We start from the raw sequence: 14839 nt of genomic DNA, 5'->3' as shown, positions 1-14839 counted from the left end.
TTCGGGCGATGACGGGCCGTCCGAGCGCTTTAACGCCCCGCTATTCGGCGCTCGCCTGGTTCGTCGGCGGCGCAGCGTTCATTCCTGGTTCAGCCCTCGCCCATGCTTCCGACCGCGGTCATGTGCTGCTCCTGCCGACCGGGCACTACCTCGTCGGCGGGGCGCTGGCGGTTACGGCGAGTTTCGTGGTGTTGCTCTTCGTCAGGCAGGACGCGCTGGATCGGGTGTCCGCCCTGCGGCTGGGGATCGGCACACTGGGCGAGGGGCTGCGGCTGTCGGCGAGCCTCGCCTCATTCGCGGTCTTGGCAACGCTGGTCGCAGCCGGGTTCTTCGGCAGCCGCGATCCCCTGTCCAATCCGCTGCCTTTGACTGTCTGGACGCTCGTCTGGGTCGGATTGACGCTGGTGCAGGGCGTGGCCGGGAACCTCTGGCATTGGATCGACCCCTGGTACGGCCCATGTCGGATCGTATCGGCGCTTCTGGGGAGACCGAGATCCGATCCGCCGCCGCTGCGATTGCCGCAATGGCTGGGCATGTGGCCGGCGGTCGCGCTGCTGGTTGCTTTCGCATGGTTCGAGCTGATCTATCCGGCGCCCGACGATCCCGAGCGGCTTGCCTGGGCGGCAGGCATATACTGGCTCTTCGGCTTCGCCATGATGCTCGCCTTCGGTCATGACGCATGGAGCGAGCGCGGCGAGTTCCTGTCCGTCTTTTTCGGGATGGTCGCACGGTTCGGCATGGTGGAAAGGAAGCCAGCCGAAAGCGGTCGCAGCACTTTCTCCTTGTGCCTGCCGGGCGCCAAACTCGCGGCCACGCCGGCGCTTCCCTTCGGCGGGACGCTGTTCCTGCTCATCGCGCTCGCCTCGGTTTCGTTCGACGGGCTGTCGAAAACCTTTTTCTGGTTCGGGCTCAACGGGCTGAACCCGCTCGAATATCCGGGCCGGACCGCGCTGGTCGGCGTGAACAGCCTCGGCCTCGCGGCAGCCTGCTTGCTGATGGCCGTTGTATTTCTTTCCTGCGTTCTTGCCGGCGAGCGCCTGGCTGGAAGCCGGCAAAGCTTTTTCACGGCCGCCGGCACCTTGGTCTGGTCGATCGTGCCGATCGCGCTGGCCTATCATTTCTCGCACTATCTCATCGCGCTGCTGGTCAACGGCCAATACGCGCTGGTGGCCCTATCCGATCCGTTCTCGCTCGGCTGGAACCTGTTCGGTACGGCGCATATGCCGGTCAGCGCTGGGATAGCGGCGGGATCGAGCGCGGCCCGGGTCATCTGGAACGCGCAGGCGGCGGCGATCGTCGCCGGACATGCGATCGCGGTGCTTGCCGCACACAGCCTGGCGTCCCGGTTGCACGGCACGGTGCGCGCGGCGTCGCTCAGCCAGCTTCCACTGACGCTGTTGATGATCGCCTACACCGTGTTCGGCCTCTGGTTGCTGTCGACGCCTACCGCCGCTTAGGATGCGACGCAGCATTGCTGTTGCCAGCTTTCGGGTTTGGTGATTTAGTTTTTGCACAAGCGATTTTTCGCCGCCGCCGAGGGCTAGGCGCACGGCGGTTTTCCATAGCCGACGGACAACAAAAAACCAGGGGAACCCGCATGACCGACACCAGCGATTCCAGCTCAATTTTCCGCAAGACGATTTCCCGCCGCGGCGCGCTGAAAGGGCTCGGCGCGGGCGCTGCGATCGGTCTCGCGCCAGGTTACGTGCGCTATGCGCAGGCGCAGAGTTCGGCGCCGATCAAGATCGGCTTCCAGGCGCACCGCACCGGCATCGGCGCCGCCTACGGCCGCTGGTACGAGAAGACGACGAACGCCGCGATCAAGGCGATCAACGACGCCGGAGGCATCACCGGCCGGCCGGTCGAAATCATCGTCGAGGACGACGGCACCGATCCGGGCCGCGGCGCCGAGATCGTCGGCAAGTTCGCCACCCAGCACAAGGTCGACGTCGCCTATGGAACTCTGTTCAGCCATGTCGTCATCGGCTCCGCCCCCGTGGCAGGCGAGATGAAGCTGCCCTACTTCGTCGTCTCGGAAGGCCACCATGTCGCCTCGACCAAGCTCAACCGCTATGTCTTCCAGCCGGGCATCACCGACGTGAAGAGCCAGATCCAGGCGATGGCGCCCTGGATCGCGGCCAATGCCGGCAAGAAGGTCTGCCAGATATTCCCGGATTTCGCCTTCGGCTACGACCATCGCGACTACCTGCCGCCGGCGCTGAAAGCGCAAGGAGCCGACGTGATCGCGCAGATCGCCATCCCGCCGACGGAAAGCTCGTTCACCAAATACTTTCCGCAGATCCCCGCCGACACCGAAGTGATCTATCACGTGATGGTGGGGCCGGCGGTGCTGACCTTCGTCAAGGAGCTCGGCGAATTCTACGGCTCGAACCGGCCGCAGCTCTTCGGCTTCATCGACAGCCTCGAGGCGGTCGACATCAACAGCCCGGGCCTCGAATTCCTCGAAGGCAGCCATTTTTGGGAGGGCTCGCCGCGCTATGCGCAGCCTGACGACAGCGATGCGCAGAAGTCCTATCGCGCGGCCGTGGGTATCGACGACAACGGCGCATCGGTGGACGATCCCAAGGATATCTCGACTGCGGCGCACATGTTCGGATGCTGGGAGACGCTTTACGTCATCAAGAAGGCGATGGAGGATGCCGGCTACAAGGGTCCGGAGGATCGCGCCAAGCTCGTCGAGGCGACCGAGGCTCTGACCGAGTTCGCCGAAGGGCCGGAGCATCCGCAGGGACCGAAGACCTTCAACGGCAAGATCCACCAGTGTTTTGGCATCCAGAACATCTCCAAGGTGGAGGGCGGCAAGCTGAACGTGGTGCACAAGACCAAGATCGAGGACGGCATCTACGAGCCGGAAGGCGATTACACGACCCAGCCGCTGTGAGCCGTCAGCCTGTGAACAAGGCCGTAACCCACGACCCCGAGTACCTCGCGTTTCTTCAGCGCAAGGTGGATCAGGCGCGGGCGGATATCGCTGCCGGCCGCGTGCACCGTCACGAAGAGGTCGAGGCCGAGATGGATGCGCTGTTTACCGAGTTGGAACGCCAGGGCCGGAGGAGGCCTGCGTGAAGGCTACGGGTTCTTGTGCCCCAGTCCTTGTGGCTGGATGATTGCATATGAGCAGCGCCCCCTCACCGTCTCGGTCCTTCGAACCGATCCACCTCTCCCCCTGCCCGGGGGAGAGGAAACGCCAATCCCCAGCGTCGCGACTCTTCAGAGCTTGGGTTCCTCGCCCCCACAAAGTGGGGGAGAGGTGGCGAGCGGAGCGAGGCGGTGAGGGGGTAATTTCGCCGAGCGTAGGCGCTTGCCTCATTTCCATTCATCCCTACCCAACCTCCTCGCAAGCAGGCTAGAGGCGTCTCTGAATGGCCTTCGGACCTCACCTCCTTCTGGCCACCCTGGAAGGCCTGGTCACCTCGGCCGTGCTGGCGCTGATGGCGCTCGGGCTGTCGCTCGTTTTCGGCGTGATGCGCGTGGTCAATGTCGCGCATGGTGAGTTCTTCATGCTGGGCGCGGTGCTCGCCTGGGCGATCGCCTCGGCTTTCGGCGGCCATCCGGCGGTCGGCTTCTTCGCCGCGCTGATCGTCTCGCCGCTGATCGTCGGCGCCATTGCGCTGATCGCCGAGCGGCTGGTGCTCGAGCGGCTGAACTACAATCCGGAAGCGACGATCGTCGCCACGATCGGCCTGCTCTACATCATCCAGCAGGCGGCGCTCAGCCTCTACGGGCCGGAGGCGCGGCCGGTCGAGGCGCCGTTCTCCTACCGCATCCTGCTGCCCTGGTTCGGCTATTCCGGCTACAAGCTTTTCGTGATCGCAGCCTCGGTCCTGCTTCTGCTTGCCACATGGCTGGTGCTCACCCGCACCAAGGTCGGCATGGTGATGCGCGCGACGCAATATGACAGCGAGACGGCGCAGGCCTTCGGTATTCCCGTGGGACGCGTCTATGCCGGCGTCTTCGCCGCCGGCGCGATGCTTGCCGCTGTTGCCGCGGTGCTGATCGTGCCGATCAGCCAGGCGCATTATCTGATGGGCCGCGACCCGCTGCTGCTCTCCTTCATCGTCGTCATCATCGGCGGGCTGGGCAGCCTGCGCGGCACGGTGGTAGCGGCACTCCTGATCGGCGTGTCGGACGGCGTCATCTCGGTATTCTTCTCGCCGACGCTGGCGAAGATCATCGCGACGCTGGCGGTGGCGATGGTGCTGGTGTTCCGCCCGCAAGGCCTGTTCGGGACAATATCGCGATGACGGAGGGCAGCGATTCCGGAAAGGTTATCGCCCTGCATGCCGCCGTCATCGCGTTGCTGTTCGGGCTGAATTTCGTGTTGCCCGACTACCATCACGGCGTGCTGGCCCGCGTGCTGGTGCTCACCGTCTTTGCGATGGGCTACAATCTGCTGTTCGGCTACGCCGGGCTGCTCAGCCTCGGCCACGCCATGTTCTTCGCCGCCGGCCTCTACGGGGCGGGGCTGACCATGTTTCACCTCGGTTGGGGCGTGCCGGCCGCCTTCCTGGCGGGGCTTGTCGCCGGCGCGGTGCTGGCGCTCGCCATCGGCGCGCTGGCGCTGCGCACCAAGGGCGTCGCCTTCATGATCGTCACCATGATGTTCGCCCAGGTCGCCTATCTGCTGGTCTATTATTTCAGCGCCTGGACGCGCGGCGACGAGGGCCTCGTCGTCCAGCAGCAGGCGCGCGCCATCACGCTTGGCGGCACGCGGCTCGACCTCACCGATCCGACGGTGCGCTACATGGCGGCGCTCGGGCTCTTCGCCATCGTGCTCATCGTCGCGCTCGCCATTGTCCGCTCGTCCTTCGGCCGCGTGCTGGTCGCCATCCGCGAGAACGAGGAGCGTACCAAGATGCTCGGCTACGACACCTTCGCCAACAAGCTCGCAGCCATGGTGGCCTCGGGCGCTATCTGCGCGGCGGCCGGTGCAGCCTATGTCATTCTGTTCGGCTATGTAGGCTCGACGCTCGCCTCGGTGCAGTATTCCATCCTGCCACTGCTCTGGGTGCTGCTCGGCGGGGCGGCGACGACGCTGGGGCCGCTGGTCGGTACGCTGTTCATGTACTATGTCGTCGATATCACCAGCGGCTACACCTCGGCCTATATGCTCATCGTCGGCGTCGCACTTATCCTGCTCGTCCTCTTTTTTCCGAATGGTATCCTAGGCACGATCCGCGAGCGCTGGGCGAGGTGGCTGCCGTGACGCCTCTTCTCACCACGCGCGGGCTCAGCCGCTTCTACGGCGGGTTGAAGGCGGTGGACGGCGTCGACTTCGCCGTCATGCCCGGCGAGATCCGCGCCATCATCGGCCCCAACGGGGCCGGCAAGACCACTTTCGCCAGCCTCGTCTGCGGCCGCGTCGAACCCTCCTCCGGCAGAATCGTCTTCGACGGCAGCGACATCACCGACATGCCGCCGCACCGGCGCGCCAGGCTGGGTATCGCCTACACCTTCCAGATCACCAGCGTCTTCGCCAATCTGACCGCCTACGACAACGTTGCTCTGCCCGTGCAGCGGACGCTGACCGATGGCAGGGGACACGGCGGCGTGCATGCGGGCGTGATGTCGGCGCTGGAACGCGTCGGGCTCGCCGGCCGCGAGAACGCCATCGCCGGAACGCTTTCCTACGGCCACCAGCGGCTGCTCGAAGTGGCGATGGGGCTCGCTTTGAAGCCGAGGCTCCTCATCCTCGACGAACCGACGCAGGGGCTTTCCGACGGAGAGATCGACAATTTCATCGCGCTGGTGCGCGAGATCGCGCGCGACGCGACGGTGCTGCTGATCGAGCACAACATGCCGGTCGTGATGCAACTCGCCGACCGCATTACGGTGATGAATTTAGGGAAAATCCTGGCCGAAGGAACGCCCGAACAAATCCGCGCCAACTCTCATGTCCAGCATGCCTATCTGGGTACGCCCGAGGAGGCAGAAGCCGATGGCTGACGCGCTGACCATCGCCAAGCTCGACTGCTTCTATGGAGAGACGCAGATACTTTACGGGCTCGATCTCTCGTTGAGAGAGGGCGAGGTACATTGCCTGCTCGGGCGCAACGGCGCCGGCAAGACGACATTGCTGAAGGCCATCATGGGCCTGGTGCCTTCGCGCACCGGTTCGATCCGGCTCGGCGATGTTGAACTGACCGGCCTGCCGCCGCACGAAGTGCCCAGGGCCGGGGTCGCCTATGTGCCGCAGGGGCGACGCCTGTTTGCCGAGATGACGGTGGCGGAAAACATCGAGATCGGGCTCTACGCACGCAAGCGAAGCCGCGACGCGCGCGAGGCGGTGCTCGACCTCTTCCCCATTCTGCGCGAGCGGCTGAGACAGCAGTCGGGCACTCTGTCGGGCGGCGAGCAGCAGATGCTGGCCATGGCGCGCGCTTTGTGCCTTGAGCCGCGGGTGCTGCTGCTCGACGAGCCGACCGAAGGGCTGATGCCGTCGATGATCGCCAAGATCCGCGAGACGGTGGCGAAGCTGCGCGCGCGCGGCGTCTCGACGATCCTGGTCGAGCAGCGCGTCGACGCCGTTCTGCCGGTCGCAGACCGCGTCTCCTTCATCGAGAACGGGCGGGTGCGCGAAACGGTGGAGGTCGACCGCCTGCGCGACGATCAGGAGCTGGTGAAGCGCTATGTCGGCGTGAGCTAGCCGTGCAGCAAGGAGCGACTATGGTCTTGATTGCCGCAGCTATTATTATTCTTCCACAGTTATTATATTTTTACTATGTTTTTGCCAAATTTCCTAAAGCCAAGTGGCACATCTATAGGTTAAGGCGTCGTTGGTACTTTCTAATGTTCGCCATTTAATTTGCCACCATATTCATTCACAATAACGTTGAATACTTTCTCTTCACTCTAGTTTTAGGCTTTACGCTACTAAACTTGATTCAGGTTCTGAAAATCAGGCGTACCGTCAGCCGTCCAGAAGCTTGACGCCTGCGGCCTTCATCTCGGATGTCATGGCGGCCATCGAGCCGCCGAGGTCGATACCCCGGCACGCATCGAGGCGGATGTTGGTGGTGAAGCCGCGGCCGACGGAATCGAGTGCGGAATAGGCGACGCAATAGTCGGTCGCCAGGCCGGCGATGGTGACGGAACGGATGCCACGTTCGCGCAGATAACCGGCGAGGCCGGTCGGCGTCGTGTGGTCGTTCTCGAAAAAGGCCGAGTAGCTGTCTATGTCCTTGCGGAATCCCTTGCGGATGATGAGCTCGGCCTTGTCGTGCACGAAATTCGGATGGAAGGCGGCGCCGTGCGTACCTTGAATGCAGTGGTCGGGCCATAGCGTCTGCGGGCCGTAGGGCATATCGATGGTCTCGAAGGGGTTCCGGCCAGGATGGCTCGACGCAAAACTCGAATGATGCGCGGGGTGCCAGTCCTGTGTGAGGATGACGTGCTCGAAATCATGCACGAGCCTGTTTATGATGGCCACGATCTCGTCGCCGCCCGCCACGGCGAGCGCGCCGCCCGGACAGAAATCGTTCTGCAGATCGACGACGATCAATGCCTCGGAACCCATCAACGTCTCCTAACCAAAGCCCTATGTGCCGGAGGCGAAACTCCGCTGTAAGTACGCCGGCGTCAACGCATTTCTCGCGTGGCCGAGCGAGATAAAGGGCGCTGGCGAACGGTCGTCCCAAACCTGCGCTTTGACAACGCGAGGCAGCTTGATATCATTTGCATACGAATGATTTTGCCGTGGGTGGCAGCCGCCCCTGACGCCGCGAGGCATTGCGTGATCCGTTACGCGAAACCCAGGACACTCGACGAGGCGCTGACCCTGCTCGGCGAGGCGCCGTGGCGGATACTGGCCGGCGGCACCGACTTCTATCCCGCGCTCGGCAACAGGCCGCCCTCGGAAAACGTGCTCGACATCAACGGTCTCGCGGAACTGCGCGGCATTTCCGAGACGACCTCGCATATCGTTGTCGGCGCGCGCACCACCTGGACCGATCTGATCCGGCATCCGCTGCCGCCGGCCTTCGACGCGCTGAAGCAGGCCGCGAGGGAAGTCGGGTCGGTGCAGATACAGAATGTCGCCTCTCTCGCCGGCAATCTGTGCAATGCCTCGCCCGCCGCCGACGGCGCGCCGGCGCTCATGGTGCTCGATGCGGAAGTGGAACTGAGATCGCTCGGCGGCGTGCGTGTGCTGCCGCTGTCGCAATTCCTCCTCGGCAACCGGCGCACGGCCATCCGGCTTGGCGAGATCGCCACGGCGGTGCGGATACCGAAGAGGTCGATCGCCGGTTCGTCGTCGTTCCAGAAACTCGGCGCGCGGCGCTATCTCGTCATCTCCATCGCCATGGCGGCGGCTCGGATGGCACTCGGGCCGGACGGGGCGGTAGAGCGCGCGGCAATCGCCGTCGGCTCATGCTCGGCGGTGGCGCAGCGGTTGCCGGGACTGGAGGCGGCGCTTGCCGGACTGAGGCCAGGGCGGGAGATCGCAAAAACAGTCGAGGCGGCTGGGTTCGAGGAACTCTCGCCCATCGACGACGTGCGCGGGAGCGCGGACTACCGGCGTGCTGCAGCACGCGAGATCGTGCAGCGCGCTGTCGCCGGCGCGCTCGAACGAACTGTCGCCGGAGTGGCAGCATGAACGCGCCCTTCACCTTCGAGGTCAACGGCTCGCCCGTTTCGGTATCCGCGCATCCGGTCGCGCGGCTCTCGGCCGTGCTGCGCGACGAACTCGGGCTGACCGGCACCAAGGTCGGCTGCGACGCCGGTGACTGCGGCGCCTGCACGGTGCTGCTCGACGGCGAGCCGGCCTGCGCCTGCCTGATGCCGGTGGCATCGATCGACGGTCGCTCGGTGCGCACCGTCGAAGGGCTCGCGAAGGGCAGGCTGTCGGCGCTGCAGGCTTCCTTCCTGGAACATGGCGCGGCGCAATGCGGCATCTGCACGCCCGGACTGCTGGTTGCTGCCACCGCGTTGCTTGAAAAGGTCCCGCAGCCCTCCGAGGCCGAAGTGAAGGATGCGCTGGGCGGGGTGCTGTGCCGCTGCACCGGCTACCGCAAGATCATCGCCGCGGTGATGGAGGCCTGGCGGCACGATGGCCTGCTCGACAAGGGGCTGCCCGCTACGGGCAAGGCTGTCGGCGCGTCGCCGGTCAGGCTCGACGGCATCCCCAAGGTGACCGGCGAAGAGAAATTTGGCGGTGATGGTTTTCCGGCAAATGCGCTATCGGTGTTGGTGGTGCGTTCGCCGCACTATCGCGCGCGCTTCGCTTTCGGCGATATGGCAGCCTTCGTGCGCGACCATCCGGGGATCATTGCAGTGTTCACATCGGCGGACATTCCGGGGAAAAACCGTTTTGGCGCGATCCCACCCTTCGCCGACCAGCCGGCGCTGGCGGAAGGCTTCGTGCGGTTTCGCGGCGAGGCGGTCGCGCTGGTTGCTGGCGAACGCGCGGCGATCTCCGGACTCGACCTTCGCGACTTCCCCGTCACATGGAGCGAGGAGCCGCACACGCTCGACCCATGCGACGCGCTGAAGGCCGGCGCGTCGCTGCTGCACGAAAGCCGGCCCGGCAATCTGCTGACCGCCGGCTTCGTCGAACGCGGCGATCCGCAAGCGGCGCTGGCGCGGGCGGCACACGTCGCGTCCGGCGCGATAGAGACCTCCTATGTCGAGCACGCGTATATCGAGCCGGAGGCTGGCTTTGCGCACATGGACGGCGATACGCTGGTAATCTCCGCCTGTACGCAGGCTCCGCATATGGACCGTGACGACACCGCGCTGGTACTCGGCCTGCCTCCCGAAAAAGTGCGCATCGTGCCGACCGCGACCGGCGGCGGCTTCGGCTCCAAGATCGACATGTCGCTGCAGCCGCTGATCGGGCTGGTCGCGCTGAAGACGGGGCGGCCGGCGGCGCTGGCCTACACACGGCAGGAATCGATGACCTCGACCACCAAGCGTCATCCGGCCTCCATGCGGGCGACGGTCGGCGCGGATGCGCATGGCAAGATTCTGGGCATGGTCTTCGAAGGGGACTTCAACACCGGCGCCTATGCGAGTTTTGGGCCGACCGTGGCGAACCGCGTGCCGGTGCACGCGTCGGGTCCCTATTTCACGCCGAACTACCGCGCGGAAGGGCGCGCGATCCACACAAACGGGCCGGTGTCCGGCGCCTTCCGAGGCTTCGGCGTGCCGCAGGCGACCATCATGCAGGAAACGCTCTACGACGAACTTGCAGAAAAGCTCGGCATGGACCGGCTCGCCTTTCGGCTGAAGAATGCAATCCGCGATGGCGACACGACCGTGACCGGGCAGAAGCTCGTAACGGGCGTCGGCATCACCGCTTGCCTGGAGGCGCTCGAGCCGCACTGGCTGCGTGCGCTGGCCGATGCCGAGGCGATCAACGTGGAGAGCACGGACAGCAAGCGCGGCGTCGGCGTGGCGTCTTGCTGGTACGGCTGCGGCAACACCTCCATCGCCAACCCCTCCACCATCAAGGCCGGCATCACGGTCGACGGAAACATCGTGCTGCACCAGGGCGCGGTCGACATCGGCCAGGGCTCCAACACCGTCATCGCACAGATCTTCGCGGATGCGCTCGGCGTGCCGCTCGGCGATGTCAGGCTGGTCGGCGCGGACACGGCGCTCACGCCCGATGCCGGCAAGACGTCGGCCTCGCGGCAGACCTTCATCTCGGGCAAGGCCGCCGAGAAGACGGCGAAGGCGCTGCGCGAAAAAATCCTGCGCTTCGCCAATGTCTCGTCGAAGGCGACGCTCGCCTTCGAGCCAGGCATGGTCGTCGTACTGGAGGGCGAGGCTGTCAGGCGGATCGACCTTTCCACGCTGCCGTCCGACGGCGAGGGCTATGTCTTCTCGGCGCGCGAGACCTACGACCCGCCGACCACGGCGCTGGACGGAAAGGGGCAAGGCGCGCCCTATGCGGTCTATGGCTGGGGGGCGCAGCTCGCCGAGCTGGACGTGGACATGAAGCTCGGTACGGTGAAGCTGGTGAAGATCACCGCCGCGCACGATGTCGGCCGCGCCATCAACCCGCTGCTGGTCGAGGGCCAGATCGAAGGCGGCATCGCGCAGGGCATCGGCATGGCGCTGATGGAAGAATATATCCCGGGCCGCACGGAAAACCTGCACGACTACCTGATCCCGACGATCGGCGACGTGCCGCCGATCGAGTCGATCCTCGTCGAGGTGCCGGATCCGGAGGGTCCGTTCGGCGCCAAGGGGCTCGGCGAGCATGTGCTGATCCCGACCGTGCCGGCGATCCTCAACGCCATCCGCCACGCCACCGGCGTGCTGGTGACCAAGGTGCCGGCGACGCCGACAAGGGTGCTCGAGGCCATCCGCAAGGCGGGGGCGAAGTCATGAGCGAGCTTTCCGAACGTTTCGACACGCACGACCCAGGCGAGAAGCAGGTGGCGGAGAAGATCCGCTGCGATGCCTGTCCGGTGATGTGCTACATCGCCGACGGTCGCTCCGGCGCCTGCGACCGCTACGGCAATGTCGGCGGCAGGATCGTGCGGCTCGATCCGCTGACCATCCTCGAGAGGCGCGCCGAGATCGGCGGCGAGGCGGTCGCCTTCGATGCCGGCGAGGCCGGCGGCGGGCAACTGGTCAATACGGGCAGTCGCTTCATTACGGCGATCGGCGCGGGCACCACCTATCCCGACTACAAGCCGGCGCCCTTCATCGTCAGCCAGGAGGTCGAGGGCGTCGATCTGGTTACGGTCGTCACCGAAGGCATCTTCTCCTATTGCGGCGTCAAGGTGAAGATCGACACCGACCGGCACATCGGCCCGGAGGCCGCGACCGTGCGCGCTTCCGGCGAGACGGTCGGCCATGTGACGACAGGCGAATACGGCTCGCAGATGCTGTCGCTCGGCGGCGTGCATCATTTGACCGGCGGGTCCAAGGCCGAGGGCCGGGCCACCTGCGACGCGCTGCTCGATCTCTGCAACAAGAAGGCGGTCGAGCTGACCGTCGACGGCGGCGCGACGGTGGTGGTGCAGGCCGGCCAGCCGCCGGTCATCGACGGCAAGTTCGAGAGCCGCATGCGCGTCGGCTGCGGCTCGGCGACGATCGGCATGTTCGCGGCGCAATGGCGCGGGCTGGTCGACGAGGTTGTGGTTGTGGACGACCACATCACCGGCGTCGTTTCCGAGCACCAGGCGGGCAAGGTGCTCGGCTGGGAGGACACGGGGATAAAGATCATCGGCAGGCGCTCGACGCCCGGCCGCTATTTCAAGGTCTCGGAGCCCGGTCTCGGCTGGGGCGGCACGACGATTTCGGACCCGCTGTCGATCCTCGGTGAGTGGAACCCGAAGAAGGGCGCGCGCCCGGGCATGTCGCTGCTGATGGTTTCCACTACCGGCGAGCAGTTCGCCTACTACGAGCTCGACGAGGCGCTGAAGCCGGCCGAAAAACCGTTCCCGGAGCGGCTGAGGAAATCGGTCGAGCTGATCGAGGAAAATTGCGAGCCGGCGCTCTGCACGGTGCTGTTCGTCGGCGGCGCGGGCGGCTCGCTGCGCGCCGGCGTGGTGGAAAATCCGGTGCGGCTGACGCGCTCCGTGCAGGGCCTGCAGACTTATGTCACGGTCGGCGGCGCGCCTGTCTATGTCTGGCCGGGCGGCGGCATCACGCTGATGGTCGACGTGATGCGTGTGCCCGACAACGCCTTCGGCTACGTGCCGACGCCGGCTCTGGTCGCGCCGATCGAGTTCACGCTGCGCCGCGACGACTATGTTGCTCTCGGCGGGCATGCGGCGGAGATCCGCAGCGTCGAGGATGTGATGGCGAAGGGCGGCGAGTATCTGAACCCGCGCCGCGCGGTGGAGGCCTCTGGCGCCAACCCTTGGCCGCCGTTAGCGCAGTTGCACCGCCGGGAGGGCGGAGCGGCATGAACGGGCCGCAGGCCGGACTGCTGTCCGACGGACGGCGGCTGCACCTCAATCACGGGCCGATCGACCTGATCATCGAAGCGTTCGGCAAGGAGCCCGAAGTGCGGGGGGGCTACGAACAGGCGACGGCGCGCTTCCAGACGATCCTGGCGGAGCTGGTCGCGGAACTGCCTGACCTGCGCAGCGCGGCGTCCTCGCGACCGCGTGTCCTGCAAGGCTCGACGGCGCGGCGCATGGAGGCTGCGGTCTGTCCGCTCGCCGGCGAAAACTTCATCACGCCGATGGCGGCGGTCGCCGGAGCGGTAGCCGACGAAATACTCGCCGCGATGCTCGCCGGGCGGCGGCTCGAAAAGGCCTATGTCAACAATGGCGGCGACAGCGCGCTCCATCTCGGGGCCGGCCAGTCGATGCGCCTGGCGGTCGCCGGCGCAGGCAAGGGGTTCGGCGACCGCATCCTGATCCACGCGGAGGACGGCGTTCGCGGCGTTGCAACCAGCGGTTGGCGTGGCCGCAGCTTTTCGCTGGGAATCGCCGATGCGGTGACGGTGCTGGCGCGGAGCGGCACGGAGGCGGATGCGGCGGCCACCATCATCGCCAACGCCGTCGACCTGCCGGGGCATCCGGCCATCAGGCGCGAACCGGCGCGGGCGCTGGCGCCCGACAGCGACCTCGGCGACAGGCTGGTGACGACTGGGGTTGGTGCCCTGACGGCGCGCGAGGTGGGTGAAGCGCTGGACAGCGGTCTGGCCGAAGCCGACAAGCTGCAGCGGAGGGGCTTGATCGAGGGCGCCGCGCTGTTCTTGAATGGTGAGGTCAGGGTTTGCGGCGATGTCTTGGCGAAGACCCCGCGCCTGAAGGTTTTTGAGGGGGGACTCGTCCATGGCTGAATTTCCGGTGCGCAAGATCGCTTTGATCACCGAGGAAATCTTTCACGAAGGCGGGCCGGCGCCCGAAGAGCCGCGGCTGCGCGCGGCGGCCATGGCGGTGGTGAAGAACCCCTTCGCCGGACGCTATGTCGAGCGGCTGCAGTCGGCGATGGAGGATCTGAAGCCGCTCGGACTGCTGCTCTCCGACAAGCTCATCGATGCGCTCGGCGGCGATCCGCAGCGGATCGACGGCTACGGCAAGGGCGCGATCGTGGGCACGGCGGGAGAGCTCGAACATTGCGCGCTGTGGCATGTGCCCGGCGGCTACGCGATGCGCGACCGGCTCGGCGGCGCCAAGGCGATCGTGCCCTCGGCAACGAAGGTCGGCGCCTTCGGCTCGAGGCTGGACGTGCCGCTCGGACACACCAATGCGGCTTATGTGCGCAGCCATTTCGATGCGATGGAGGTTGGATTGAGCGACGGACCGCGGCCGGACGAGATACTGTTCGTTCTGGCCATGTCGATCGGGCCGCGCATCCACAACCGCATGGGCGGGCTGGCCGCCGACGAGATCAAGGCCTGGGACGGCCTCAGATGACCGGCGCGCGCAAGGTTCTGAAGCTGGTCCAGGCCGAGCTCCCGGACGAGCGCTACCGGCTGCAGGAGCAGATCGGCTTCGTGCTGCGCAAGGCGCATCAGCGGCATCTGGCGATCTTCGCCGCGCGCATCGCGGACTTGACGCCGCCGCAATTTGCAGCGCTCGCAAAACTTGCCGATGTGGGCGAAACCTCGCAGAACCAGCTTGGAACCCTGATCGCCATGGACGCCGCGACGGTCAAGGGCGTTATCGACCGGCTCAAGGCGCGCGGCCTGGTGGAACTTACCAGGCACGATATCGACAGGCGCCGGCTGATGGTGAGCCTGACGGCGGAGGGCCGCGCCACGGTCGGGCGGCTGATCCCGCTGGCGGAAACGATCACGGCCGAGACGCTGGCGCCGCTGTCGCCCAAAGAGGCCGCGACGCTGCTGAAGCTGCTGTCGCGGATCGCCTGAACCGCACCCCATAGCCCGATTTTCGCCTCAAAAAAC

At 65.9% G+C, this 14839-nt stretch carries 14 protein-coding genes; 13 read left to right on the top strand and 1 reads right to left on the bottom strand.

Features of this window, described 5'->3' with window-relative positions:
• The first annotated feature begins 8 nt into the window (after positions 1 to 8).
• The 7 genes from ABLE71_RS06355 (at position 9) to ABLE71_RS06325 (ending at position 6667) form a co-directional block, all read left to right on the top strand.
• A complete protein-coding gene (locus tag ABLE71_RS06355) occupies positions 9 to 1457 on the top strand; it encodes a hypothetical protein (protein WP_348782507.1) in 1449 nt (482 codons plus the stop codon).
• 140 nt (positions 1458 to 1597) lie between these two features.
• A complete protein-coding gene (locus ABLE71_RS06350; protein ID WP_348782506.1) occupies positions 1598 to 2902 on the top strand; it encodes an ABC transporter substrate-binding protein in 1305 nt (434 codons plus the stop codon).
• Positions 2903 to 2913: 11 nt separating this feature from the next.
• The gene (locus ABLE71_RS06345) at positions 2914 to 3087 is read left to right on the top strand and encodes a hypothetical protein (RefSeq protein ID WP_348782505.1); all 174 of its coding nucleotides are present in this window, start codon (positions 2914 to 2916) and stop codon (positions 3085 to 3087) included.
• 296 nt (positions 3088 to 3383) lie between these two features.
• Complete coding sequence (locus ABLE71_RS06340) at positions 3384 to 4265, top strand: branched-chain amino acid ABC transporter permease (RefSeq protein ID WP_348782504.1); 882 nt, start codon at positions 3384 to 3386, stop codon at positions 4263 to 4265.
• A complete protein-coding gene (locus ABLE71_RS06335) occupies positions 4262 to 5227 on the top strand; it encodes a branched-chain amino acid ABC transporter permease (RefSeq protein ID WP_348782503.1) in 966 nt (321 codons plus the stop codon). The genes ABLE71_RS06340 and ABLE71_RS06335 overlap by 4 nt, the downstream gene beginning before the upstream one ends.
• Positions 5224 to 5967, top strand: coding sequence for an ABC transporter ATP-binding protein (locus tag ABLE71_RS06330; RefSeq protein ID WP_348782502.1), 744 nt, complete (start codon positions 5224 to 5226; stop codon positions 5965 to 5967). Before ABLE71_RS06335 ends, ABLE71_RS06330 begins: the two co-directional genes overlap by 4 nt.
• Positions 5960 to 6667 carry an ABC transporter ATP-binding protein gene (locus tag ABLE71_RS06325; protein ID WP_348782501.1) on the top strand — a complete coding sequence of 236 codons (708 nt, stop codon included), beginning with the start codon at positions 5960 to 5962 and terminating at the stop codon, positions 6665 to 6667. Before ABLE71_RS06330 ends, ABLE71_RS06325 begins: the two co-directional genes overlap by 8 nt.
• 264 nt (positions 6668 to 6931) lie before the next feature.
• Here the strand turns inward: ABLE71_RS06325 and pncA are convergent, their stop codons facing one another.
• Entirely contained in the window at positions 6932 to 7537 is a 606-nt protein-coding gene (gene pncA, locus ABLE71_RS06320) for a bifunctional nicotinamidase/pyrazinamidase (protein WP_348782500.1), read from the bottom strand.
• Between the two features lie 216 nt (positions 7538 to 7753).
• On the opposite strand from pncA, the gene ABLE71_RS06315 reads away from it, so the two are divergent.
• The 6 genes from ABLE71_RS06315 to ABLE71_RS06290 are packed head-to-tail and all read left to right on the top strand — an operon-like array spanning position 7754 to position 14803.
• A complete protein-coding gene (locus tag ABLE71_RS06315; protein ID WP_348782499.1) occupies positions 7754 to 8614 on the top strand; it encodes a xanthine dehydrogenase family protein subunit M in 861 nt (286 codons plus the stop codon).
• Entirely contained in the window at positions 8611 to 11355 is a 2745-nt protein-coding gene (locus ABLE71_RS06310; RefSeq protein ID WP_348782498.1) for a molybdopterin-dependent oxidoreductase, read from the top strand. Before ABLE71_RS06315 ends, ABLE71_RS06310 begins: the two co-directional genes overlap by 4 nt.
• Positions 11352 to 12887: a 6-hydroxynicotinate reductase gene (locus ABLE71_RS06305; protein WP_348782497.1), complete on the top strand. Its 1536-nt coding sequence runs from the start codon at positions 11352 to 11354 to the stop codon at positions 12885 to 12887. Before ABLE71_RS06310 ends, ABLE71_RS06305 begins: the two co-directional genes overlap by 4 nt.
• Positions 12884 to 13771: a UPF0280 family protein gene (locus ABLE71_RS06300; protein WP_348782496.1), complete on the top strand. Its 888-nt coding sequence runs from the start codon at positions 12884 to 12886 to the stop codon at positions 13769 to 13771. Before ABLE71_RS06305 ends, ABLE71_RS06300 begins: the two co-directional genes overlap by 4 nt.
• Positions 13764 to 14348, top strand: coding sequence for an amino acid synthesis family protein (locus tag ABLE71_RS06295; RefSeq protein WP_348782495.1), 585 nt, complete (start codon positions 13764 to 13766; stop codon positions 14346 to 14348). The genes ABLE71_RS06300 and ABLE71_RS06295 overlap by 8 nt, the downstream gene beginning before the upstream one ends.
• Positions 14345 to 14803 carry a MarR family transcriptional regulator gene (locus ABLE71_RS06290; protein ID WP_348782494.1) on the top strand — a complete coding sequence of 153 codons (459 nt, stop codon included), beginning with the start codon at positions 14345 to 14347 and terminating at the stop codon, positions 14801 to 14803. The genes ABLE71_RS06295 and ABLE71_RS06290 overlap by 4 nt, the downstream gene beginning before the upstream one ends.
• Positions 14804 to 14839 lie beyond the last annotated feature (36 nt).

Origin of the sequence: Mesorhizobium sp. KR9-304, from assembly GCF_040049215.1 — a bacterium.
GTDB lineage: Bacteria > Pseudomonadota > Alphaproteobacteria > Rhizobiales > Rhizobiaceae > Mesorhizobium_K.
This window is presented reverse-complemented; position numbering and strand designations above follow the sequence as displayed.

Coding starts and splice junctions, on each gene's coding strand:
- ABLE71_RS06290 (WP_348782494.1), top strand. CDS start 14,345: ATGACCGGCGCGCGCAAGGTTCTGAAGCTGGTCCAGGCCGAGCTCCCG.
- ABLE71_RS06310 (WP_348782498.1), top strand. CDS start 8,611: ATGAACGCGCCCTTCACCTTCGAGGTCAACGGCTCGCCCGTTTCGGTA.
- ABLE71_RS06325 (WP_348782501.1), top strand. CDS start 5,960: ATGGCTGACGCGCTGACCATCGCCAAGCTCGACTGCTTCTATGGAGAG.
- ABLE71_RS06300 (WP_348782496.1), top strand. CDS start 12,884: ATGAACGGGCCGCAGGCCGGACTGCTGTCCGACGGACGGCGGCTGCAC.
- ABLE71_RS06350 (WP_348782506.1), top strand. CDS start 1,598: ATGACCGACACCAGCGATTCCAGCTCAATTTTCCGCAAGACGATTTCC.
- ABLE71_RS06340 (WP_348782504.1), top strand. CDS start 3,384: ATGGCCTTCGGACCTCACCTCCTTCTGGCCACCCTGGAAGGCCTGGTC.
- ABLE71_RS06355 (WP_348782507.1), top strand. CDS start 9: ATGACGGGCCGTCCGAGCGCTTTAACGCCCCGCTATTCGGCGCTCGCC.
- ABLE71_RS06295 (WP_348782495.1), top strand. CDS start 13,764: ATGGCTGAATTTCCGGTGCGCAAGATCGCTTTGATCACCGAGGAAATC.
- ABLE71_RS06305 (WP_348782497.1), top strand. CDS start 11,352: ATGAGCGAGCTTTCCGAACGTTTCGACACGCACGACCCAGGCGAGAAG.
- pncA (WP_348782500.1), bottom strand. CDS start 7,537: ATGGGTTCCGAGGCATTGATCGTCGTCGATCTGCAGAACGATTTCTGT.
- ABLE71_RS06335 (WP_348782503.1), top strand. CDS start 4,262: ATGACGGAGGGCAGCGATTCCGGAAAGGTTATCGCCCTGCATGCCGCC.